Here is a 21057-nt window from a genome sequence, read left to right on the forward strand (position 1 = left end):
CGGGAGAGGGTCGTGGGGTGGCCGCCGCACGAAGCAGCGGGCGGCCGAACACCCCGACGATTCCCAGGAGTTCCCCATGTCCGTTTCCGTCTCCGCGCCCGCCGCCACCTCGCTCCAGGGCCGACGGCTCGTCGTGGTCGGCGCCGGTTCGCGCACCGGGCAGGCCCTGGCCAAGGCCGCCTCGGCGGCCGGCGCCTCGCTGGTGCTGGCCGGCCCGGACCCGCGCAAGCTGGAGTGGACGGCCGGCGAGCTGGCCGGCCCGTCCGAGGTGATCGCCCTGGACATCGCCGACGAGGAGTCGATCGCCGCCTTCGCCGCCCGGGCCGGCCGCTTCGACCACCTGGTCTCGACCGCCGCGATGCCCGCCAACGGCCCGCTGCGGGAGCTCGACGCGGCCGACGTCCAGCGGGCGTTCGCGGCGAAGGTGATCGGCCCGCTGCTGCTGGCCAAGCACCTGGTCGGGCAGGTCTCCGAGAGCGGCTCGTTCACCTTCTTCTCCGGTGTGGCCGCGTGGCGCCCGGCCCCCGCACGCACGGTGATGGCCACCACCAACGGCGCGCTGGCCTTCCTGGTGCAGGCGCTGGCGGTGGAGATCGCGCCGGTCCGGGTCAACGCCGTCTCCCCCGGCATCGTCGACACCGGCTCCTGGGACGGCCTGGGCGCCGACAAGGAGGCGTTCCTGCGCGGCGTGGCCGAGCGCAACCCGGCCCGGCGCGTCGGCACCCCGGAGGACCTGGTCAAGGCCGTCCTCTACGCCGTCGACAACCCGTACGTCACCGGCACCGTGCTGCACGTCGACGGCGGCGGCCGACTCGCCTGACGTCCGGCCCGCCCGACCACCGGCCCGTCGGCCGCGGCGCACCCACCGCGGCCGCGGCGCCGGCCACCCCCGCACGCCCGGATCCCGGGCGTGACCACCCGATCCGAGGAGCTGTTCCCATGCGTTCGCGCACCCTGATCCGTACCGCCGCCGTCCTCGCGGCGGTGGCCGGCCTGGCGGCCGGCACCGCCGCGGCCGCCCCCGCCCACGACGGCGGCCGCCACGACTCCGCCCGCGACTGGCCGCAGCGCCTGATCGACCGCACGCCCGGCCTCGTCCAGCCGAAGGCGCTCACCGTGGACCGCTCGATCGGCGCCCGGCGCGCCGCCCAGGAGGTACACCTGGCCCAGCAGTTGTACACCTTCTGGAACACCGGGCAGCAGCGGTACCTGGACGCGGCGGTCAGCCCGCAGTTCCGGGACAACACCCTGCCGGCGGGCCGTCCGCAGGGCCCCGCCGGGCCGGTCTTCGCCTCGAAGAACTTCCGCGCCGCGGTGCCGGACCTGACCTGCGAGCTGTCCGACGTCCTGGTCGCCGGCGACAGGATCACCGCCCGGCTGGTGTTCCGCGGCCACTTCACCGGCACCTTCGACGGAGTGCGGGGCCAGGGCCAGCGCGTCGAGTTCAACGCCATCGACATCCAGCACGTCGGCACCGACCGGATCGTCGAGGACTGGCACATCGAGGACAACGCGACCCTGATGGCCCAGCTGGGCGTCCACGCCTGACGCCCTCCGGGCCGCGCGCCGCCACCACGGTCCGTCACCCGGGTGCCGGACCGTGGTGGCGGCGCCGTCCGGGGGCCAGCACCGTGGTCAGGGGGCGACGATCCACAGGACGGTGCAGATGGACGCGAACGACTCCGCGCCCCGCGTCGTGGTCGGCGTCGACGGCTCGCCGTCGTCGTACGCCGCGCTGCGCTGGGCCGCCCGGCACGCCACGCTGATCGGCGGAGTGGTGGACGCGGTGGGCGCCTGGGAGCCGCCGAGCCACTTCGGCTGGTCGGCGCCGGTGGTCGACACCGCCTTCGACCGGGAGCTGGCCGAGCGGCGCTTCGCCGACGAGCTGCACACCGTGCTCGGCGAGGACTGCCGGGCCGAGATCCGCCAGACCATGGTGATGGGCGACCCCTCCGACGTCCTCCTGGACGCCGCGAGGGGCGCCGAGCTGCTGGTGGTCGGCAGCCACGGCCACGGCGGCTTCACCCGCGCCCTGCTCGGCTCGGTGAGCACCCACTGCGCGCAGCACGCCGCCTGCCCGGTGGTCATCGTCCGCGCTCGGTGACGTCGACGCGGCCGCGGCCACGACACTCGACGGAGCCCCGCCCCGCGTGCGGATGATCGGCCTCCCCCGGGCGGGGGAGGCCGGTCATCCGCACGCGCGATTCCGGCCCGCCGCCCGCTCGGCACGCTGGACGGGTGACCAGCACAACGATCCACCCGACCGAACTCCCCGTCCCGCGCTGGGCCGAGCGGACCGCCCGCGCGATCCCGTGGCTCGGCCTGCCGGTGTGCCTCTGGCGCCTGCCCATCGGGTTCGGGTTCCTGATGGGGATGGACGTGCCCCGCATGGACCTGCCGCTGTGGGCCGGCGTGGGGTACGTCGGCACGCTGAGCATCCTGTCCGAGGTGTTCGCGCTGCTCTGCTCCTGCCTGGTGCGGCGCTCGGGCGAGGTGGTGCCGCTCTGGGTCCCCGTCCTCGGCGGCAGGCACATCCGCCCGTACGCGGTGCTCGTCCCCGCCACGGTCGCGGGCCTCGCCCTCACCGCGCTCACCGTGGACTGGGTGCTCGCCGCCTTCCAGCTCGCCGGCTTCTCGGAGGTCCCGTACGTCAACGGCTGGTGGCGGCTGCTCGCGGCGGCCGTCAGCGGCCTGTTCGTGCTCTGGGGCCCGCTGGTGCTCGCCCTCGCCTTCGCCTACTACCGGCGCCGCTGCCGGGTGGCGCGGTAGCCGGCGGGCGGGACTTCCGCGCCGGCGGGTGGGCGGGTACGGCGGCTACGACGTGGTGCACCAGTTCCGCTCGATCGGCATCGGCATCACCCAGTGGGCCCTCACCCGCGCCGACGCCGGGCGCCGCAACCTCTGGCTGCGCACCCTGGACCGCTTCGGCCTCGGCTTCGACAGCTGACGGCCGGGCGGCCGGGCAGGCGGGTGCGCGAGGGATTCGCCGTGGCCGCATGTCCGTAATGAACGATTGTGTTCCCTATCTCCCGGGGATACCGTCGGTAGAGGTGAACGAATCCGTCCCCTGCCCGTCGTTTGCCCGTCGTTCACCCCCGAACCCATTGGGGGACCTGCCATGGCCACCTCGCGCGCCCTGGCCGAGGCTTCGCCCGCGACCGCACGTCGGGGCCAGCACCCGGGGATAGCACTGACCGTCATCGCGGCGACCCAGCTGATGGTCGTCCTCGACATCACGATCGTGAACATCGCGCTGCCGCACATCCAGCAGGCGCTGCGGTTCAACACCACCGAGCTGTCCTGGGTCATCAACGCCTACACCCTCACCTTCGGCGGCCTGCTGCTGCTCGGCGGGCGGGCGGGCGACATCCTGGGGCGGCGGCGGGTGTTCGTCGTCGGGGTGCTGCTGTTCAGCCTGGCCTCGCTGCTCGGCGGGGTCGCGCAGTCCTCCGGCTGGCTGCTGGCCGCCCGGGCGCTCCAGGGCCTGGGCGGCGCCATCGCCTCACCGACCGCGCTGGCGCTGATCGCCACCAACTTCAGGGAGGGCCCGGAGCGCAACCGGGCCTTCGGGGTGTTCTCGGCGGTCGCCGGGGCCGGCGGCGCGATCGGGCTGCTGCTCGGCGGCATGCTGACCTCCTGGCTGTCCTGGCGCTGGGTGTTCTTCGTCAATGTGCCGATCGGCATCGCGATCGCGCTGCTGGCGCCGCTCTACATCAACGAGTCCGAGCGCCACCCCGGGCGCTTCGACCTGACCGGCGCGTTCTCCGCGACGGCGGGCATGGTCTCGCTGGTGTACGGCTTCATCCGCGCCTCCGACCACGGCTGGACGGACACCGTGACGCTGACCGCGTTCAGCCTCGCCGTCGTCCTGCTGGCCGGCTTCCTCGCCCACGAGCGGCGGGCGCCCCAGCCGATCACCCCGCTGCACCTGTTCCGCGACCGCAACCGCTCGGGCGCGTACGGGCTGATGCTCTGCATGGCCGCGACGATGTTCAGCATCTTCTTCTTCATCACCCTGTTCGTGCAGGAGATCCTCGACTTCAGCCCGCTGCGGGCCGGCTTCGCGTTCCTGCCGATCAGCGTCGCGATCGTGGCCGCCGCCCAGTTCGCCGCCCGCAGCCAGACGAGGTTCGGCGCCAAGCCCTTCCTGGTGGCCGGCTCGCTGCTGGTGCTGGGAGGGGTCATCTGGGCGACCCGGATCGACATCGGCAGCAGCTACCTCGGCGGCATCCTCGGGCCGACCCTGATGTTCGGCTTCGGCATGGGATCGATCTTCGTCCCGGTGATGCTGACCGCCGTCTCCCGGGTCGCCCCGCACGAGACCGGCGCGGCCACCGGCATGCTCAACACCACCCAGCAGGTGGGCGGCTCGCTCGGGCTGTCGATCCTGGTCACCGTGTACGGCACGGCCAGCCGCACCGAGGCCCGGCAGCAGGCCGGGGCGTTCCTCCGGCAGGCCACCCCGCAGCAGGCCGCCGAGTTCCGGGCCACCGGTCGGCTCCCGGCGCCGTACGCCGACCAGGTGCTGGTGCACGGCATCGCGAGCGCCTTCCAGCTGGGCCTGGTGTTCGCGGCGCTCGCGGTGGTGGTCGCGGTGTTCGTGATCAAGGCCGGCCGGGTGCCGCTGCCGCCCGCCGTCAGCCCTCCGGGGGACGGAGCTTGACAGGGCGTCAGGGCGACCGGGAAAGTCTTCATTGCAATGGTTTTCATCTTCGATAACTGTTGCGGGTGAACGCCGCCCACCGAATCCCGACGCGCCCGAAAGAGGACACCCATGTCGCTCGACGTCTCCCCCGCCCTCCTCGCCCAGGCCCGGGAGGGCCGAGTCGACGAGGCCGACTTCATCGACACCGTCCGCACCTCGCTCCCGTACGCCTACCAGGTCGTCGCCGGGCTCAGCACCGAACTCGCCGCCGGCCAGGCGGAGTTCACCACCGACAACACCACGCCCAGCGACGAGCAGCGCGCCCAGCTGCTGCGCGCGCTCGCCAGCAACGCGATCCGGGGCAGCCTGGAGGACCACTTCGGGGTGAAGCTCGCCTTCGTCAACTGCCACCGGGTCGGCGCGTTCCGCCCCGGCACCGAGGACGGCCCGGCGTACCGGGAGTTCACGTCGCTGCACAACCAGATCCGCAACCAGAGCCCGGAGCTGCGCAGCTGCTGACGGCGCCCGGACGCGGCGGCCCCCACCCTCGCTCGACGGGGTGGGGGCCGCGTACGTGTCGCCGCGTTGCGCGCCGTTGCGGGGGGTTGCCGGCCGTTGCGGGGGGTTGCGTGCCATTGCGTTCCGTTGCGGGCCGGTGTCCGGATCGCGCGTCGATCTTGTCGGGCGGCGCGGCGCCTGCGTACGTTCGGAACGCACCACCCGGCCGGGCCCACCCCGGGCCTCCCCTCGCCACGCCCCACCGCCCCTCCTCGCGCCCTCGCCCCTCACCACGCCTCTCCCCGCGGAGCCCGCCATGTCGCCGACCCCTCGCCCGCTGCGGAAACTCGGCTTCCTGACCATCGGGCTCTTCGACGAGGCGGACCCGCGCCGCGGCCACGAGTCCACCCTCGGCCTCATCACGCTCGGCGAGCGGCTCGGATTCGACAGCGCCTGGCTGCGCCACCGCCACCTCCAGTACGGCATCTCCTCCCCGCTCGCCGTCCTCGCCGCCGCCAGCCAGCGCACCAGCCGCATCCAGCTCGGCACCGCCGTGACCCCGCTCGGCTGGGAGAACCCGCTGCGACTCGCCGAGGACCTGGCCACCGTCGACGTGCTCTCCGGCGGCCGGCTCAACCCCGGCTTCAGCGTCGGCCCGCCCACCCACTACGAGCACGTGCGCGGCGCGCTCTACCCCGACACCGGCGAGCAGGAGGACTTCGGGCCCCGGCGCGCCGAACGGCTGCTCGCCCTGGTGCGCGGCGAGGACGCCTCCGGCTTCGCCGGTACCGAAGGCATCGAGGTGTACTCCCGCCGGGTCCAGCCGCACTCCCCCGGCCTCGCCTCCCGCCTCTGGTACGGCGCCGGCAGCCTGCGCTCGGCCCGCTGGGCCGGCGAGCAGGGGCTCAACCTCCTCACCAGCAGCGTGGTCAAGCCGGAGGACACCGGAGTGGAGGGCCCGCTCGACTTCGCCGCCATCCAGGCCGCCCAGATCCGCGCCTTCCGCGAGCGCCACCCCGACGGCGGGCGCGCGCGGGTCTCCCAGGGCCTGGTGGTCATCCCCACCGACAGCGCCACCCCCGAACAGCGCGCCAGGTACCAGGCCTACGCCCTCGCCCGCACCCCGCGCACCCTCGCCCCGCAGGGCGCCGCCCGACTGCTGTTCGCCCCCGACCTGGTCGGGACCACCGAGGAGCTCGTCGAGCGACTGCACGCCCACGCCGGCTACCGCGAGGTGGACGAGGTCGCCTTCGCACTGCCGTTCACCTTCGCGTACGAGGACTACGTGCAGATCCTCACCGACCTGGCCACCCGGCTCGGCCCCGCCCTCGGCTGGTCACCCGAGCCCGGGCACCAGGGCTGAGCGACCGCCGGCCCACGCGGGATCCCATCGGATCGAACCGCGACCCGGCCCGCCCCCGAGTCAGAACTCGCCGGTTTCCAGGTCGAGTTCGAACGGCTCGGGCAGCCGCACCGGCACCCCGAACGGATGCGGCCCCTCGACCCGCGTGTAACCGAGCGCCCCCGGCTGGGAGAACAGCGTGCAGGCCCGTTCCTGCCGGTCCACCAGGAGGTAGAGCGGCGCACCGAACTGGGCGTAGCGGCGGCGCTTCACGATCCGGTCGGTGTCGGCGTTCGAAGGAGAGGTGACCTCGACCACGAGAACGGTCTGGTCGGGAAGCAACGCGCCGGGATTGTTCACGGCCAGCTTCACCGGAACGAGGGCCAGGTCGGGGATGTAGAAGTTCTCGGTGCCCGGCAGGTCTAGGTTGCCCGAGCCCGAACGCAGTTCGAGTTCGCGCTGACGGGGCCCGATCTGCAAGCGGATCAGATCGACGGTGTTCTCGTGCTCCCAAGACGGCGACACGGGGGTGATGACTCCCTCGACGATCTCGACGCGTTCGCCCGCGATGTGCCGAATGGCGTACTTGAGGGCCTGTTCGGGGTTCGGCACGTGGCTGTAGTCGCCCGGGCCGATGTGCGCTGTGCTCACGTAGTGCTCTCCTGTCAGGCGCCGGTCTCCGCGCTCAGGGGCTGCCCGGCGGAAAGCCTACCGGCGCATCGCGCCTGCATATGCACGCACCACCAGACCTACCCACTGATTCCGGACACTCTCTGGTCATATGAATAAGCGCTTGCTTAGAATCGGCGCGTTCAGCCGTCGAACCCGAGTGACCAGGAGACGTCATGGCCGGAGCCACCGGAGTCAACCGTCAGATCCGTCTTGCCAGTCGGCCGGTCGGGGAGGTGCGCCCGGAGGACTGGGCGCACGTGGCGGAGGCGGTGCCGGAGCCGGGGGACGGGGAGTTCCTGGGGCGGACGCGGTACGTGTCGCTGGATCCGGCGATGCGGGGGTGGCTGGACGACCGGCCGTCGTACCTGCCGCCGGTGGGGGTGGGCGAGGTGATGCGGGCCGGCTCGGTGGTGGAGGTCGTCGCGTCGAACCACCCGGGGTTCCGGGTCGGCGACCACGTGGTCGGGGCGTTCGGGGTGCAGGAGTACGCGGTGTCGGACGGGAAGGGCGCGCTCACGGTCGATCCCGCGCTCGCGCCGCTGTCGACGTACCTGGGCGCCCTCGGGATGCCCGGGATGACGGCGTACTTCGGGCTGCTGGAGGTCGGGGCGCTCAAGGAGGGCGAGACGGTCGTCGTGTCCGGCGCCGCCGGGGCGGTCGGCAGCTTGGTGGGTCAGATCGCCAAGGTGAAGGGCTGCCGGGTGGTCGGGATCGCGGGCGGTCCGGAGAAGTGCGCGCTGCTCACCGGTGAGCTGGGCTTCGACGCCGCGATCGACTACCGCGCGGAGGACGTCCGCAAGGCCCTGCGCACCCACGCCCCGGACGGCATCGACGTCTACTTCGACAACGTCGGCGGCCCGGTCCTGGACGCCGCGCTGACCCGCCTGGCGATGCACGCCCGGGTGGTGGTCTGCGGCGCGATCAGCCAGTACAACAACGAGGGCGCCGTGCAGGGCCCGTCCAACTACCTGTCGCTGCTGGTGCGGCGGGCCCGGATGGAGGGCTTCGTGGTGTTCGACTACGCCCGCCGGTACCCGGAGGCGGCCGCCGAGATCGCCGGCTGGATCGCGGCGGGCCGGATCAAGGTCAAGGAGCAGGTGGTGGAGGGCACCGTGGACGACTTCCCGGAGACCTTCGGGATGCTGTTCCGCGGTGAGAACACCGGCAAGCTGGTGCTCCGGCTCGTCTGACGAACGGACTCCCCCGGGCGGCCGTCGCCCCCGCACGGCCGCCCGGGGCCCGGGCCCGCTCCCCCGTTTTCCCGTCCCCCGAGGCGCTCGGCCCCCCGCCCCCGGTCAGAGCAGGCGCTTGATCTCGCCGCGCGCCCGGTAGAAGCCGCCCGAGGCGGACTCCCGCACCTCGGCGACCAGGTAGCGCGCCCCGGCGATCCGGATGTCCTTGGGGAACTGCACCCGCCAGGACGGGTCGTAGCCCTGCGAGACCACCCGCATCCGCAGCCGGGCGCCGTCCTGCACGCACTCGACCTCGACCTCGCCACCGGTCCGGACGGTGGCCGCCCCGACCGTCTCCAGCCCGGCGCCGGCCAGCACCGGCTCCCAGCCCGCGTCCCTGACCTCGGCGGTCCTCGGCAGCGTGCCGTCCTCGGCCGCCCGCACCGCCTGCTCGCTCGCGTCCAGGCAGGCCAGCGAGCCGTCGGTGGTCACCAGGTAGAGCCGGCCGTCCCGGTACTGCATGCTGTACGCCGAGCCGCAGCCGGTGGCGAGCTTCCACAGCCGGGTGCCGTCGGCGGCGAAGCAGTACACCGACGAGTGGTTGTCCCCGGCGAAGACGTACTCGCCGTCCGGGGAGGCGGCGCAGGAGAACACCGCGGCGTCGCAGCGGTAGGCGGCCACCTCGGCGCCGTCGGACTTGCGCAGCCGGTGCACCCAGCCGCGGCCGGTGCCGGCGAACACCTCGTCGGCCTCCTGCCAGCCGAACAGCACCTCGCCCTTGGTCGGGGTGTACCACCGCTGGTCGCCGCTGCGGTCGTCGTAGCGGGCGACGCCGCGCGAGTGGCCGTGGTAGACGCCGTCGGCGTCGCAGCGCACCATCCAGCCGGACCGGCCGTCGGCCTGGCGGCGCCACTGGAACTCGTCCTCGTGGTCCACCGTGGTCAGCCCGCCGCGCTCGTCGGCGACGCCGAGCACGCCGTCGTGGATGTCGAGCCAGAAGATGTCCACGTCCTGGGCGATCTCGTAGGCCACCCGCGGGACCTTGCCGCCCAGGTCGTACACCTTGCCGTCGTCGCAGCCGGCGTAGATCCACCAGTCGTCCGCGACGATGCACTTGACGCCCTCCGGCAGGCCGTAGCGGGCCGTCACCTCGCCGTCGTGGGTCAGGGTGTAGACGTCGCCGCGCTCGTTGCCGACCCAGGCGTGCTCCTCGCCGACGAATATCCCGAAGGCGGGCGAGCCGGAGCGGAAGCGCCACAGCAGCGGCGCCTGACGGGCGGTCGAGCGGCTGCTGACGATCTGCCGCCTGGTCACCGCCCGGCGCTGGCGCACGCCCTGGACGGCCGGGGCGTAGCCCTTGCGGACCTTCTCGCCGATCTTCTTGGCCGCCGACGCGGCCGCCTTCTCCGGGCTCGGGTACGTGGTCGCCTTGCTCTGCCCGGGCTCGCCGATCCGCCCGTAGCGCACCGTCACCACCTGGCCGGCGAGCCGCACCTCGTAGAACTTGTGCGCACTCCCCTCGTCCTCGGACAGTTCGAGGTACGTGACCTGCTCTTCCACGGCGACGGACACGGCGAAGGCCCCTTTCGGGCGACGGAGTCGGGGTGCCGGCGGGCGGGCCCCGCCGACACCCCGAACGCTACGGCCCGACACTGACAGTGGGCGCCGGTCGCGGGCGCGGCCGGCCGGCCGGTCGGTCGGCCGGGTCAGCGCAGCTCGGCCAGCAGGGCGCGCAGCCGCTCGTCCTCGCCGATGATGTCGTACGCGAGGCCGGAGGTGACGATCCGGCGGTCGCGCTCGACGAGGTCCCCGACGTACGGGAGCAGCGAGGTGTCCCGGGCCGCGGCACCCAGCGCGTGCAGGGCCTCGCAGCCGCCCGTGACGTCGGCGTCCGTCTCGACGGAGTGGAGCGCGGCCCGGGCGAGGCGGCCGAGGTCGAGGGTGTCGGGATCGGCGATGTCGAGCAGGGCGCGGGCGGCGCCGGCGGCGTCCTGCGGCTGGTCGAGCAGCGCCTCCAGCCGGGGCACGAGGTCCCGGCCGGCCGCCCCGAGGGAGGCGGCGGCGCGCAGCGCGCGGACCGTCGTCCAGCGGTACCACGGCCCGTTCCCGGCGGTGCGGTCGAGGACGGACGCCAGGATCCGGACGGCCTCCTGGGCGTCGCCGTCGATCTGCCAGAGGGCGCGGGCGGTGGCGATGTCGGCGTCCAGCTGCGGGACGGTCGGCTCCGGCTCCGTGCTCACCGCCGCGAGCAGGTCCGGGAGCAGCCCGGCGGCGGCCGCGCCCAGGTCGGCGGCCGCCTGCGCCGCCTCGGCCCGCTCGCGCGAGGCCGCCAGCCGTTCGGCGACGGCGTCGAGCAGCAGCTCTGGTTCGCCGGTGACGTCGTGGTGGGCGCGGGCCACCTGGAGCGGGCCGGCGTTCGCCCGCAGGGCCTCGGCGGCCCGCTCGCGGGCCTCGGACGGGCCGCCCGCGACGACGGCCGCGACGGCGGAGGCGGCGTACGGGAAGCGGGGCAGCACCGCGCAGAGCTCCGGCAGGCCGTCGACGGCCCGCGGGCCCCACCGGCGCAGCAGGTTGACCAGGTCGGCGGTCTCGTTGTCGCCGAGTCCGTCGGCGGCGAGCCGGCCGCGGACGGCGGCGAGCAGCTCCGGGGCGAACGGGAAGGCCGGGGCACGGGAGTCGCCCGCGGCGCGGCGGGCGTCCGGGCGCCGTGCGAGGTCCCGGGCGAGCAGCGGGGCGGCCTGCCCGGGTGCGACCCGGACCAGTGCGGCGAGGGCCTGGTCGGCCGCCCTGTCGTCCGGGCGGGTGGCGAGTTCGAGGAGCGCCGGCGCGGCCCCGGCGGCGAGCGGGCCGAGCTTGGCCAGCAGGCTCGCCGCCGTGTCCTGGGCGGCGAGCGGGGCGACGGCCGGGACCAGCCGCGGCGGGGCGGCGCGCGAGACGTAGCAGGCGTGGTCGGCCGCCCACAGGGCCTCGGCCCGCACCTCGGGGCGCGGGTCGCGCAGCGCGGCCTCCAGCAGGGTGAGGGCGGCCTCGCGGTCGGCGTCGGTGTCGCGTTCCAGCAGGGTGTCGACGACGGCGAGCAGCAGTTCCCCGTGGTGGACGCTGTAGCGGTCGACGGTGAGTTCGCGGGCCGGCAGCAGGCCGAGCACGGCCGTGTGGTGGGCGGCCTCCCAGCGGTCCCCGTTCTTCAGGCCGACCAGGACGGCGGCCAGCCGCAGCGGCACCGGGGTCTCCTCGCCGAGCCGTGCCCGGGCTTCGGCGGCGGCCGCGGCCAGGCCCACCCGGCCGAGGGCGACGAGCAGTTCGGCGGCCACGTCCGGGCTCTCCTCGGCGGCCCAGCGCTCCCACAGGGCGGCCGGCGCCGTCCCGGTGTCCCCGGTGTGGCCGACGGCCCAGGCGGCGGTCAGCCGGACGGTCTCGTCCGGGTCGGCCAACAGCGGGAGCAGCAGCGGCAGTTGGGCGGACACCGCGGCCCGGACGGCGCCGTCCGGGACCTCCCACTCGCCCTCGCTCTCGGCCAACCCGCCCAGTAGGCCGAGCACGTCGACCGTCCGGACCCCGGCGGCGGCGATCCGGGCCAGGTAGGGCACGGCGTCGACACTGGCCGGGTACACCGTGCCCTGGTGGAGGATGCTGCCGTACAGCTCGGAGACCGCCTCCTCCGCCGTACCGTCGTCGCCCTCGGCGAGGGCGCGCAGCAGGTCGGGCAGGTCCTCGGCGGGGCCGTAGGCGTGCGAGAGGTCGGCCCAGGGGTGGGCGTCGAGCCCGGCGAGGGCGGTGGTGAGGTCCATGGGCGGGATGCTCGCAGGGGGGACCGACAATTCCCCCGGCACCGTGGTGGACCGGCCCGACGACGGGAGCCGCGGACGCGCCGGTCGGTCCCCGGCGGTTCGGGGGCGCCGCGGCTCCGCACGGCGGGGGCTGGCAGGCTGGCACCGATCGCGGCGCCGCCGGGCGCCGCTCGGCGAGGGGGTCCTGATGACGGACGGGTCGGCGACCGGGGGCGTGCCTCCGCTGGATCCGCAGCTGCGGGCGGCACTGGCGGCGGCCGGCGACGGGGCACGTCCGGTACTCACCCCGGAGCGCCTGGCGGCCTGGCAGGAACGGGACCTCGCCGCCCGGCCCCGCCCGACGCCGGAGCAGTTGAGCGACGGCGGCCGGTTCGAGGTGACGGAGCTGCGCGTGCCGCGCGCCGACGGCGGGGGCGAGGTCACGCTCGTCAGCGCGCGGCCCGCCGGGGTGCGCGAGGAGCTGCCGCTGCTGTACTACCTGCACGGCGGCGGGATGGTGACGGGCAACGCCTGGTCCGTGCTGCCCCGGCTGCTGCGCGGGTGGGCGCTGCCGCTGGGGCTGGCGGTCGTGTCCGTCGAGTACCGGCTGGCGCCGCGCACCCGCTTCCCCGGGGCCGTCGAGGACTGCTACGACGGACTCGTCTGGGCGGCCGGGCACGCCGGCGAGCTGGGCGTGGACGCGCGGCGGGTGGTCGTCGGCGGCAAGAGCGCCGGCGGCGGGCTCGCCGCGGCGCTGGCCCTGCTGGTCCGCGACCGCGGCGGTCCGGCACCGGTCGGCCAGCTGCTGCTGAGCCCGATGCTCGACGACCGCGGCACCACCTTCTCCAGCCTCCAGCTGGCCGGCCACGACACCTGGGACCGCACCTCCAACGCCACCGCCTGGCAGGCCGTGCTCGGCCACCGGTACGGTGCCGCCGACCTCTCGCCGTACGCCGCCCCGGCCCGCGCCACCGACCTGTCCCGACTGCCCGCGGCGTACGTCGAGGTCGGGTCCGCCGAGACCTTCCGGGACGAGGCCGTCGCCTACGCCGACGCCATCTGGCGGGCGGGCGGCGAGGCCGAACTCCACGTGTGGCCCGGGGCCTGCCACGGTTTCGACACCCTCGCCCCGCACGCCGTCATCAGCCAGGACGCCCACGACGCCCGCACCCGCTGGCTGCGGCGCCTCCTCCACCGGTGACCGGGCCCGCGCGCGCGGTGCTTCCGGGCCGCTCGCCAGGGGACCGATCGTCAGCGGATTGTTCTCAGGCCCCAGCCGCCGCCCGGGCCCCGTCCAGCAGGCACACCATGTGCAGCTTCGCGACCGCCCGGCCGTCGACCAGGACGGCCCTCGGCTCCCGTCCCCACACCTCGAAGCCGCAGGCGGTGTAGAGCCGCAGGGCCGGCTCGTTGCCCTCGGAGACGGTCAGCAGCACCTGCCGCAGCCGTCCGTCCTCCGCCGTGCGCAGCACGTCCCGCACCAGGGCGCGGCCGATCCCCCGGCCGGCGGCGCCGCGGGCCACCGCCATGCCGTACAGCGTGCCCTTGTGCCGTTCCCGGCTGCGTCGCGGGACCTTCAGCCCGGCGGTGCCGACCAGCGCGCCGGTGCCGTCGAAGGCGCCGATCAGGGCGCCCGGCCCGTCCTCGGCCTCGGCCAGCCGGCGCAGCGTCACGGACATCGGCTTGCCCGCCTCCTCGGCGTGGCTGGAGGTGAAGGCGCTCGGCGTCTCGCGCAGCGCCTGGAGGCGGAAGGCCCGGTACGGTCCGGCGTCCGCGGCGCCGAGGCGGCGCAGGAGCACCGGCCGCGCGCGCTCAGCCGAGACGGACACGGGTGCACCTCGTCACGTACGGCAGGGCGATCTCGTCCCGGCCGGCCAGGTCCGGGTGGGTGGCCAGCAGCTGTTCGACGTCGGCCAGCAGGCGGACCCGTTCCTCCTCCGGCAGCGCGATCACATAGCTGCGGGAGGCGACCATGTCGACGATCCCGGCCCGGGTGGTGACGTGCTCCCAGCGGATCTCCAGCCGCTCGGGCGCACCGAACGGCGCCGGGAGGACCGGCCGGGTGTCGATCCGCCGCGGCGCCGAACGGTGCATCAGCACGCCCAGTGCGGCGGCCCAGGGCTCGGACTCGTCCCGGACGTTCCACACCAGGGCGAGCGTCCCACCGGGGACGAGCACCCGGGCGATCTCCGGCACCGCGGCCGCCGGGTCGAACCAGTGCCAGGCCTGCGCCACCACCACCGCGTCCACACTGGCGTCCGGCAGCGGGAGGCGCTCGGCCGAGCCCGCCCGGACCGCCGCCCTCGGCACCGCCGCGGCCAGCCGCGCCCGCATCCCCTCGTCGGGCTCGACCGCCACCACGTCCAGGCCCGCCTCGACCAGCAGTCCGGTCAACTTGCCGGTCCCGGCGCCCAGATCGAGCACCCGGCGGGCCTCCCGGGGCACCGCCGAGCCGATCAGCGCCCGCGGATAGCCCGGCCGGCCGTGCTGGTACGCGTCCACCGCGACCCCGAACGACCGCGCCCGCAGCCGTCCGGCCCACCGCCTGGTCGCCCCCTGCCGCGTCATCCCGCAGGCCCGTCCGATCTCGTCCCAGGTCGCCTCGCGCCCGCGCCGCAGCTCCTCCACCAGCTCCGTCCGCCGCTCCTCCAGCGCCTCGATCACCCCCGACAACCGCCGCAGCCCGTCGACTCCGCCGCCACCGGCCACGTCCGCCGCCACCCGCCGCCCGAGATCACCCGTCTCCATGGCCCGGCACTGTACGGACCGGTGGCAGGCGGCGTCAACATCCGTTGCCCTGTGGCGCAACATCTGTTGCCTCGGTTGGCCGCCAGTGCTCCACCCCCGTCCCCGCCGCCGAAAATCCGGTGCGCCCGGCGAACCCCAGCCCGCACACTGGGCCGGTCGTCCGCCGTATCGCGTAAGGAGCCCCGTGCAGGGAGCAGTCAGCGTCTCGCCCGCCCAGATCCCCGAGCTGCTGCTCGGCCTGGCCACCGTCCGCCCGGTGTTCCTCTGGGGCGCCCCCGGGATCGGAAAGTCCTCCCTGGTCAGGGCCTTCGCCGAGTCGCTCGGCCTGGAGTGCGTGAGCCTGGTCGGCACCCAGCTGGCCCCCGAGGACCTGATCGGCGTCCCGCAGCTCACCCCCGAGGGGCGCTCCCGGTTCTGCCCGCCCGAGCAGATCGCCCGCGACGAGCCGTACTGCCTGTTCCTGGACGAGCTCAACGCGGCCTCGCCGGACGTCCAGAAGGCCTTCTACTCGCTGATCCTGGACCGCCGGATCGGCTCGTACGAGCTGCCGCCCGGCTCGATCGTGATCGGCGCGGGGAACCGCGCCACCGACGGCGCGCTCGCCCGGCCGATGGCGTCCGCACTGGTCAACCGCATGATCCACGTCCACCTGCGGGCCAGCGCCGAGGACTGGCTGCGCTGGGCGGCCGGCGCCGGGATCCACCCCTGGGTCCTCGACCACCTCACCGACCGGCCCGACCACCTGTGGTCCGCCCCGCCAAAGACCGAGGAGCCGTTCTCCACCCCGCGCGCCTGGCACATGCTCTCCGACGCGCTGCACTCCTTCGGCCCCACGCTGGACGAGGAGACCCTCAAGGTCCTCGCGTACGGCCTGCTCACCCCGCAGCACGCGATCGCCTTCTGCGGCTACGCGAAGATCGTCCGCAACTCGTACGGCCTGGAGGCCATCCTCAAGGGCGACGCCCGCTGGCCGCACCGGGTGGAGGACCGCGACCTGCTCTACTACCTGGCCGACTCCTTCCGCGGCCGCCTGGTCAAGGAGCTGCCCGCCAGCAAGGAGCACGCCTCCGGGGCGCAGCGGCAGACCGCCTTCCGGGCCAAGTCGCTGCTGGTACAGCTCGCCGAGATCTCGGTGGAGGTCGCCCAGACGGTGATCGCCGACGGCGCGGACGGCAATCCGGTGCTGCCCTCCTGGTTCCTGATCGAGGCCGCCCGGGACATGCCGCGCCTGGTCGAGGCCCGCCGGTGAAGCCCGCCGCCGCGAAGCGGAAGCCCGACCCGGGCGCGGAGTCCTTCGCCGAGGGCGTCCGGCTGCTGCGCCGCAATCCGGCCCTCGCCGCCCTGCCCGCCGAGTTCTGCCGCACCGAGACCTGCGGGGCCGCCCCTCCGGGCGGTTGGGCGGTGGTCGACTCCAACGGCACCGTGCACGTCAACCCGCGCCGCCGGGCCGAGCCCGAGGAGTGGGCGTGGGTGCTGGCGCACGGCCTGCTGCACCTCGGCTTCGGCCACGTCCCGGCCGCCCGCGGCGCCCGGGTCCAGCCGGACGACCACGCGGCCGCCGCCCGCTGCGCGGTGGTCAACCGCTTCCTCGCCACCTTCCCGGTCGGCCACGCGCCGGTCGCTCTCCCGCCGGAGTACCCGGGCGGCGACGAGGAGGAGTTGACCGCCCGCTGGCGCCGCGACGGCCTGCCGCCGGCCGACGCCGCCGGGACGGCCGGCACCGCCGGCCCGGCCGGCCGGGACCAGCTGCTGGTCGAGTGGCACGGCAGCGGCCGCGCGCCCAAGGACTGGCAGAGCGCCTTCGCGGCCGCGCTCACCCGCACCGTGTCCGCCGCGATGGACCGGGCCGGCGGCCGGATCGACGAGAAGACCGGCCAGCGCCTGCCCGAACGCCCCTGGACCAGGGCGCTCAACTGGTTCGTCTCCTCCTACCCGCTGCTCGGCGGCATCGCGGCCGGCCTGACCCTGGTGGCCGACGCCGAACTCGCCCGCGCCCACGACATCGCCATCGCCGCCGTCAACGCCGACGCCGGGGAGGTCTACGTCAACCCGCTGCGCCAGTACACCGACGAGGAGTGGCGGTTCATCCTCGGCCACGAGATGCTGCACGCCGCCCTTCGGCACGGCGAGCGCCAGGGCGGGCGGGACCCGTTCCTGTTCAACGTCGCCGCCGACTACGTCATCAACGGCTGGCTGCTGGAGATGGGCGTCGGCGAGATGCCCGAAGGCCTGCTGCACGACCCGCAGTTGAAAGGCCTGTCGGCCGAGGAGGTGTACGACCGGATCGTCCGCGACCAGCGCCGGATCCGCCGGCTCGCCACCCTGGCCGGGAAGAACCGCCCGGACGTCCTCGGCGCACCGCTGGACCGCGGCCCGCGCGACTACGTGGACCTCGACGACTTCTACCGGCGCGGCCTCCAGCAGGGCTTCGAGCTGCACCGGCGCGAACGCGGCCTCCTCCCGGCCGGACTGGTCGAGGAGATCCGCGCGCTCGCCCACCCGCCGCTCCCCTGGGACGCGCGACTCGCGCGCTGGTTCGACGAGTTCGTGCCGAGCCCCGAACCGGTGCGCAGCTACTCCCGTCCCGCCCGCCGGCAGTCCGCGACCCCGGACATCCCCCGGGCCGGCCGCTACCGCCCCGAGGAGGAGGTGCCGCGCTGCACCTTCGGGGTCGTCCTGGACACCTCCGGTTCGATGAGCCGGCCGCTGCTCGGCAAGGCCCTCGGCGCGATCGCCTCCTACGCCGCCGCCCGCGACGTCCCGGCCGCCCGGGTGGTGCACTGCGACGCCGCCCCGCACGACGCCGGCTACCTCCCCGTCGAGGAGATCGCCGGGCGGCTGCGGGTGCACGGGCGCGGCGGCACCGTCCTCCAGCCGGGCATCGACCTGCTGGAACGGGCCGACGACTTCCCGCCCGGCGCACCCGTCCTGGTCATCACCGACGGCGAGTGCGACGTCCTGCGGCTGCGCCGCGAACACGCCTTCCTCGTCCCCCGCGGCGCCGCGCTGCCGTTCACCCCGCGCGGGCCGGTCTTCCGGATGAGCTGAACAGGTCCGAGAGCCGTCCCTCGGGAAAAAGACCACGCCACTACGCCCGGACCGAGCCATCATGGCAGTCATGACGGACGCAACCGGAGCGGAGCCGCTGGGCATGTGCCTGGTGGCCGATGTCGCTCAGGAGACCAGCCACGGCGAAGGCGGCCTGGAGATCCGCGAGGGGCTGCGGCACCTCGCGTCCGGGGCGAAGGTGCGGATCGCACCACCGGCCTGGGGCGACGGCGGCGAGAACGTCGTCGTGGCCGGCCGCCACCGGGGGAGCCGCCGTCACATCGGGCTGAGCCCATGATGTCCGGCATCGTCGTCCAGTACACCGGGCTTCTGCGGACCAGCACTTTCGACCTCTGGACCCGGTTGCGCGAGCTTCTGCGGGCCCAGGGGCTCGATCCCGCTGGGACGGTCGTCGTCGACCTCGTGCAGGAAGGCCCCGACCACGAAGACGGCCAGATCATCTCCGCCGAGGGCAGGGTCTACAGGTTCAGCCTCTTCTACGACCAAGAGGCAGAACACGGTGCCCGCAGTGCGCACCTCCGCAACTGGACCGACATCACGGAGTCCTGGCAGACCGGATCGTTGGCCGGGCGGACGGCGGACGCCTTCGCATGGAAGTCCCGACGTGCGGACTGAAGCCCCTTGATCGCGCCGGGCAAGCCGGTCTGCCGGTGAAGACGGCCACCGTTGATCAACAAAGATCAGCCGGTGGCGCCGCGGTCCACAGACCGTCGAGGGGTGCCCCGGCCGATCGCTCAGGGGCAGGAAGCGCTTGGCGCGGGCGCGGCCAGGGCGGGGGTGTGCCCTGCCCTGGCCGGGCTTCGCCCGTCGGCTCCGACCCGCGGGGGTCAGGACGACAGCGTCTTGCTCGCCAGAACCCTTCCCTGGGCGTCGTACGCGGCGATCCTGATGCCCTCGAGCGGGAACACCGTCGGGCCGTCGGGGGTCTTCCGGCTGGGCCCCCAGACGAAGCCGGTGGCGTAGCCCGGGGTGCCGGGGAGGGAGGCGACGGTGGCCCAGCGCGACTGGCCGTCCAGTTCGACGGCCATCCGGGCCACCTGGCCGGGGCCCTGGTAGACGAGGTTGTACAGGCTGTCCGGCTGCCCGGGGTTCCCGTAGTACTGCATGGTGACCTCGGTCGCTCCGCCCGCCCAGGAGTGTCCGCCGCAGCCCGGGGAGCTTCCGTACGCGGGGGCGTCGTGGACGCAGATCTCCTGGTCCTTCAGCTGCATCCACCAGCCCGGGCGGCCCAACGGCAGCTGCTGGCCGGGCTCCACCACCACCGCCTCGGGAGCGGGCCCCGCCGGATCCGGGAGAACCTGGGCGGCCGGCCCGACGGCCTGGGCCCCGTGGTGCGCGGACAGGGCCGCGCCGGTACCGGCCACCACCGCCAGCGCGACCGCCACCGCGGAGGCGCCCACCGCCACCCGGCGCCCCCGCCGCTGGCGGCGCACGTGGGCCTGCACCGCCCCGGCGGACCAGTCCGCCACCTCGACCCGGGCCGCCTCGTCCCGCAGAGCGCCGCGCACCATGTCCTCGGTGTCCATCACCTGTCGCCTCCGTTCGTTCCGTCGATCGTTGAACCGGTGTCCGCCGCGTACGAGGCCAGCGCCGGGTGGCCGCGCAGTTTCGCCAGGCCTCGACTGGCCTGGCTCTTCACGTTGCCCACCGAGCAGCCGAGCACTTCGGCGACCTGGCGCTCGCTCATGTCCTCCCAGTACCGCAGGACGACCACGGCCCGCTGGCGCTGCGGCAACCCGGCCAGCGCCTGGAGCAGCACCGAACGCTCCTCGACCTCCCGGTGGCCGCCGCCCGCGGTGGTCGCCCGGTCGGGAAGGACGGGCATGAGCAGCTGCTTGGCCCGGCGCCGCCGGTGACGGCTCAGGTTGTTGTTCACCAGGGCCCGGTGGATGTAGGCGTCCGGCTCGTCCAGGCGGCTGATCCGGGACCAGTTCCTGAAGACCTTGGCGAACGTCGCCTGCACCACGTCCTCGGCCTCGTGGTGGTCGCCGGTGAGCAGGTAGGCGGTGCGCACCAGCCGCCGCCAGCGCGTGGCGGCGAACGCCTCGAAGTCGAGCTCCCGCAGTCCGGGACCGCCCGCGGAAGCCGATGCCGTGACGGGCCCCGGCCGGTCCTCCACCGGGATGTTCAATGCGCTCGCGGTCATCCGATTCCTCTTCGCGTCCACGCGACGGCCCGACCGGACCGTCGCTCTGCCCTACTCACCGCCGCGCCGCCGCAAGGGTTGCACGGCCCTGTCCACGAGAACGGGCCGTGCGCGAGCACCCGGCGGATCCTCGCCCCGCACGGCTGGGGAACCCGCCCCGGGGCCGCCCGTACGCGTCCCGGTCACCGGTCCCGTGCGGCCGGTCGCGGGTCCGGGTCCTGTGGCCTGGTCCGCAGGCGGCCGCGGGCCGCTCGGCGGTGGAGCCTGCGGTGTTCGGCGGTCGCCCAGCGGTCGGCGCGGGTCGGGTCGAGGGGTGTGCCGTGGCCGACGTGGAGCCGGGTGGGCTTGAGGTCGAGCATCGCGCGGAGGCTGGCGAGGTTGGCGAGCGGGTCGTCGTGGAAGGGCGGGTTGGCCGGGCGGCCCTTGACGAGGCCCATGAAGGAGTTGGCGATGAGGTCGCCGGCCACCAGGTCCCCGTCGTCGGTGAGGACGGAGACGGAGCCGGCGGTATGGCCGGGGGTGGGGATGATGCGGCCGTCGACGCCGAAGTCCGCGAGGGCGGTCTCGCCGTGGACGAGGAGGTCGGGCTCGAAGGGTTCGGCCTGTTCGTGGAGCTTCGCGTTGCGGGCCATGAGCCGTCCCATCGGGCCGGTGGGCAGGTACGGTTCGCGGACCCGGCCGGTGCGGTAGGGGCCCAGGTCCGCGGCGTGGGCGGCGATCGGGGCGCCGGTGAGGCGGCGCAGTTCGGCCGCGGAGCCGAAGTGGTCGATGTGGCCGTGGGTGACGACGACGAGGCGGACGTCCTGCGGGTCGACGCCGTGGGCGGCGACCTGCTCGGTGATGCGCCGGGCGCTGCCGGGGGTTCCGGCGTCGACGAGGACCGGGTGGCGGCCGAGCAGCAGGTAGGCGTTGACGGCGTGACGGCCCAGGACGGGTATCGGGATGACCCTGGTGCGGGACAACTGGGTGCTCCTCGGGGAGAAAAAAGGGGGCGTGGG

Annotated in this window: 22 protein-coding genes; 14 read left to right on the forward strand and 8 right to left on the reverse strand. The window is 74.7% G+C overall.

Translation table 11 applies throughout. The features are described 5' to 3' along the window. Positions 1-76: 76 nt before the first annotated feature. The 8 genes from ACIQI7_RS00725 to ACIQI7_RS00760 all read left to right on the forward strand — a co-directional run bounded on the left by ACIQI7_RS00725 (position 77) and on the right by ACIQI7_RS00760 (position 6506). Entirely contained in the window at positions 77-820 is a 744-nt protein-coding gene (locus ACIQI7_RS00725; protein ID WP_401103521.1) for an SDR family oxidoreductase, read from the forward strand. A gap of 119 nt (positions 821-939) precedes the next feature. Continuing rightward, positions 940-1548, forward strand: coding sequence for an ester cyclase (locus ACIQI7_RS00730; protein ID WP_401103523.1), 609 nt, complete (start codon positions 940-942; stop codon positions 1546-1548). A 118-nt stretch (positions 1549-1666) separates the two neighbouring features. Further along, positions 1667-2104 carry a universal stress protein gene (locus ACIQI7_RS00735; RefSeq protein WP_401103525.1) on the forward strand — a complete coding sequence of 146 codons (438 nt, stop codon included), beginning with the start codon at positions 1667-1669 and terminating at the stop codon, positions 2102-2104. Positions 2105-2238: 134 nt separating this feature from the next. Next, a complete protein-coding gene (locus tag ACIQI7_RS00740; protein ID WP_401103527.1) occupies positions 2239-2769 on the forward strand; it encodes a hypothetical protein in 531 nt (176 codons plus the stop codon). A 28-nt stretch (positions 2770-2797) separates the two neighbouring features. Continuing rightward, complete coding sequence (locus ACIQI7_RS00745) at positions 2798-2947, forward strand: hypothetical protein (protein ID WP_401104580.1); 150 nt, start codon at positions 2798-2800, stop codon at positions 2945-2947. A gap of 171 nt (positions 2948-3118) precedes the next feature. Next, on the forward strand, positions 3119-4663 hold the full coding sequence (locus ACIQI7_RS00750; RefSeq protein WP_401103529.1) for an MFS transporter: 1545 nt from the start codon (positions 3119-3121) through the stop codon (positions 4661-4663). A gap of 111 nt (positions 4664-4774) precedes the next feature. After that, a complete protein-coding gene (locus tag ACIQI7_RS00755) occupies positions 4775-5164 on the forward strand; it encodes an SCO5389 family protein (protein WP_401103531.1) in 390 nt (129 codons plus the stop codon). A 295-nt stretch (positions 5165-5459) separates the two neighbouring features. Next, positions 5460-6506 (forward strand): LLM class flavin-dependent oxidoreductase, encoded by a 1047-nt coding sequence (locus ACIQI7_RS00760; RefSeq protein WP_401103533.1) that lies wholly within the window; start codon positions 5460-5462, stop codon positions 6504-6506. Positions 6507-6566: 60 nt separating this feature from the next. Here ACIQI7_RS00760 and ACIQI7_RS00765 read toward each other — a convergent pair whose 3' ends face one another. Beyond that, positions 6567-7136: a Uma2 family endonuclease gene (locus ACIQI7_RS00765; protein WP_401103535.1), complete on the reverse strand. Its 570-nt coding sequence runs from the start codon at positions 7134-7136 to the stop codon at positions 6567-6569. Positions 7137-7330: 194 nt separating this feature from the next. Between ACIQI7_RS00765 and ACIQI7_RS00770 the strand changes: the two genes are divergently transcribed. Beyond that, positions 7331-8347: an NADP-dependent oxidoreductase gene (locus ACIQI7_RS00770; RefSeq protein WP_401103537.1), complete on the forward strand. Its 1017-nt coding sequence runs from the start codon at positions 7331-7333 to the stop codon at positions 8345-8347. Between the two features lie 105 nt (positions 8348-8452). On the opposite strand, the gene ACIQI7_RS00775 is transcribed toward ACIQI7_RS00770, so the two are convergent. After that, positions 8453-9901, reverse strand: a complete 1449-nt coding sequence (locus tag ACIQI7_RS00775; protein WP_401103539.1) for a WGR domain-containing protein — start codon at positions 9899-9901, stop codon at positions 8453-8455. Positions 9902-10035: 134 nt separating this feature from the next. Further along, on the reverse strand, positions 10036-12117 hold the full coding sequence (locus ACIQI7_RS00780) for a hypothetical protein (protein WP_401103541.1): 2082 nt from the start codon (positions 12115-12117) through the stop codon (positions 10036-10038). 187 nt (positions 12118-12304) lie between these two features. Between ACIQI7_RS00780 and ACIQI7_RS00785 the strand changes: the two genes are divergently transcribed. Continuing rightward, positions 12305-13297: an alpha/beta hydrolase gene (locus ACIQI7_RS00785; protein ID WP_401103543.1), complete on the forward strand. Its 993-nt coding sequence runs from the start codon at positions 12305-12307 to the stop codon at positions 13295-13297. Between the two features lie 64 nt (positions 13298-13361). On the opposite strand, the gene ACIQI7_RS00790 is transcribed toward ACIQI7_RS00785, so the two are convergent. Together ACIQI7_RS00790 and ACIQI7_RS00795 are read right to left on the reverse strand one after the other, a co-directional pair. Then, positions 13362-13925: a GNAT family N-acetyltransferase gene (locus ACIQI7_RS00790; RefSeq protein ID WP_401103545.1), complete on the reverse strand. Its 564-nt coding sequence runs from the start codon at positions 13923-13925 to the stop codon at positions 13362-13364. Further along, the gene (locus ACIQI7_RS00795) at positions 13909-14844 is read right to left on the reverse strand and encodes a class I SAM-dependent methyltransferase (protein WP_401103547.1); all 936 of its coding nucleotides are present in this window, start codon (positions 14842-14844) and stop codon (positions 13909-13911) included. Before ACIQI7_RS00795 ends, ACIQI7_RS00790 begins: the two co-directional genes overlap by 17 nt. Before the next feature lie 184 nt (positions 14845-15028). Between ACIQI7_RS00795 and ACIQI7_RS00800 the strand changes: the two genes are divergently transcribed. The 4 genes from ACIQI7_RS00800 (at position 15029) to ACIQI7_RS00815 (ending at position 18528) form a co-directional block, all read left to right on the forward strand. After that, entirely contained in the window at positions 15029-16093 is a 1065-nt protein-coding gene (locus ACIQI7_RS00800) for an ATP-binding protein (protein ID WP_387755776.1), read from the forward strand. Continuing rightward, entirely contained in the window at positions 16090-17892 is a 1803-nt protein-coding gene (locus ACIQI7_RS00805) for a hypothetical protein (RefSeq protein ID WP_401103550.1), read from the forward strand. The genes ACIQI7_RS00800 and ACIQI7_RS00805 overlap by 4 nt, the downstream gene beginning before the upstream one ends. Positions 17893-17962: 70 nt before the next feature. Beyond that, positions 17963-18190: a hypothetical protein gene (locus tag ACIQI7_RS00810; protein ID WP_401103552.1), complete on the forward strand. Its 228-nt coding sequence runs from the start codon at positions 17963-17965 to the stop codon at positions 18188-18190. After that, complete coding sequence (locus ACIQI7_RS00815) at positions 18187-18528, forward strand: hypothetical protein (protein WP_401103554.1); 342 nt, start codon at positions 18187-18189, stop codon at positions 18526-18528. Before ACIQI7_RS00810 ends, ACIQI7_RS00815 begins: the two co-directional genes overlap by 4 nt. A 212-nt stretch (positions 18529-18740) precedes the next feature. Here the strand turns inward: ACIQI7_RS00815 and ACIQI7_RS00820 are convergent, their stop codons facing one another. The 3 genes from ACIQI7_RS00820 to ACIQI7_RS00830 form a co-directional block, all read right to left on the reverse strand. Next, on the reverse strand, positions 18741-19442 hold the full coding sequence (locus ACIQI7_RS00820; protein ID WP_401103556.1) for a hypothetical protein: 702 nt from the start codon (positions 19440-19442) through the stop codon (positions 18741-18743). Beyond that, positions 19439-20059: a SigE family RNA polymerase sigma factor gene (locus ACIQI7_RS00825; RefSeq protein ID WP_401103558.1), complete on the reverse strand. Its 621-nt coding sequence runs from the start codon at positions 20057-20059 to the stop codon at positions 19439-19441. The genes ACIQI7_RS00820 and ACIQI7_RS00825 overlap by 4 nt, the downstream gene beginning before the upstream one ends. 182 nt (positions 20060-20241) lie before the next feature. Continuing rightward, positions 20242-21021 (reverse strand): MBL fold metallo-hydrolase, encoded by a 780-nt coding sequence (locus ACIQI7_RS00830; RefSeq protein ID WP_401103560.1) that lies wholly within the window; start codon positions 21019-21021, stop codon positions 20242-20244. Positions 21022-21057 lie beyond the last annotated feature (36 nt).

Origin of the sequence: Kitasatospora sp. NPDC092039, assembly GCF_044756065.1 — a bacterium.
In the GTDB taxonomy this organism is placed as follows: Bacteria; Actinomycetota; Actinomycetes; order Streptomycetales; family Streptomycetaceae; genus Kitasatospora.

Coding starts and splice junctions, on each gene's coding strand:
- ACIQI7_RS00725 (WP_401103521.1), top strand. CDS start 77: ATGTCCGTTTCCGTCTCCGCGCCCGCCGCCACCTCGCTCCAGGGCCGA.
- ACIQI7_RS00730 (WP_401103523.1), top strand. CDS start 940: ATGCGTTCGCGCACCCTGATCCGTACCGCCGCCGTCCTCGCGGCGGTG.
- ACIQI7_RS00735 (WP_401103525.1), top strand. CDS start 1,667: ATGGACGCGAACGACTCCGCGCCCCGCGTCGTGGTCGGCGTCGACGGC.
- ACIQI7_RS00750 (WP_401103529.1), top strand. CDS start 3,119: ATGGCCACCTCGCGCGCCCTGGCCGAGGCTTCGCCCGCGACCGCACGT.
- ACIQI7_RS00755 (WP_401103531.1), top strand. CDS start 4,775: ATGTCGCTCGACGTCTCCCCCGCCCTCCTCGCCCAGGCCCGGGAGGGC.
- ACIQI7_RS00760 (WP_401103533.1), top strand. CDS start 5,460: ATGTCGCCGACCCCTCGCCCGCTGCGGAAACTCGGCTTCCTGACCATC.
- ACIQI7_RS00770 (WP_401103537.1), top strand. CDS start 7,331: ATGGCCGGAGCCACCGGAGTCAACCGTCAGATCCGTCTTGCCAGTCGG.
- ACIQI7_RS00780 (WP_401103541.1), bottom strand. CDS start 12,117: ATGGACCTCACCACCGCCCTCGCCGGGCTCGACGCCCACCCCTGGGCC.
- ACIQI7_RS00785 (WP_401103543.1), top strand. CDS start 12,305: ATGACGGACGGGTCGGCGACCGGGGGCGTGCCTCCGCTGGATCCGCAG.
- ACIQI7_RS00795 (WP_401103547.1), bottom strand. CDS start 14,844: ATGGAGACGGGTGATCTCGGGCGGCGGGTGGCGGCGGACGTGGCCGGT.
- ACIQI7_RS00810 (WP_401103552.1), top strand. CDS start 17,963: ATGACGGACGCAACCGGAGCGGAGCCGCTGGGCATGTGCCTGGTGGCC.
- ACIQI7_RS00815 (WP_401103554.1), top strand. CDS start 18,187: ATGATGTCCGGCATCGTCGTCCAGTACACCGGGCTTCTGCGGACCAGC.
- ACIQI7_RS00825 (WP_401103558.1), bottom strand. CDS start 20,059: ATGACCGCGAGCGCATTGAACATCCCGGTGGAGGACCGGCCGGGGCCC.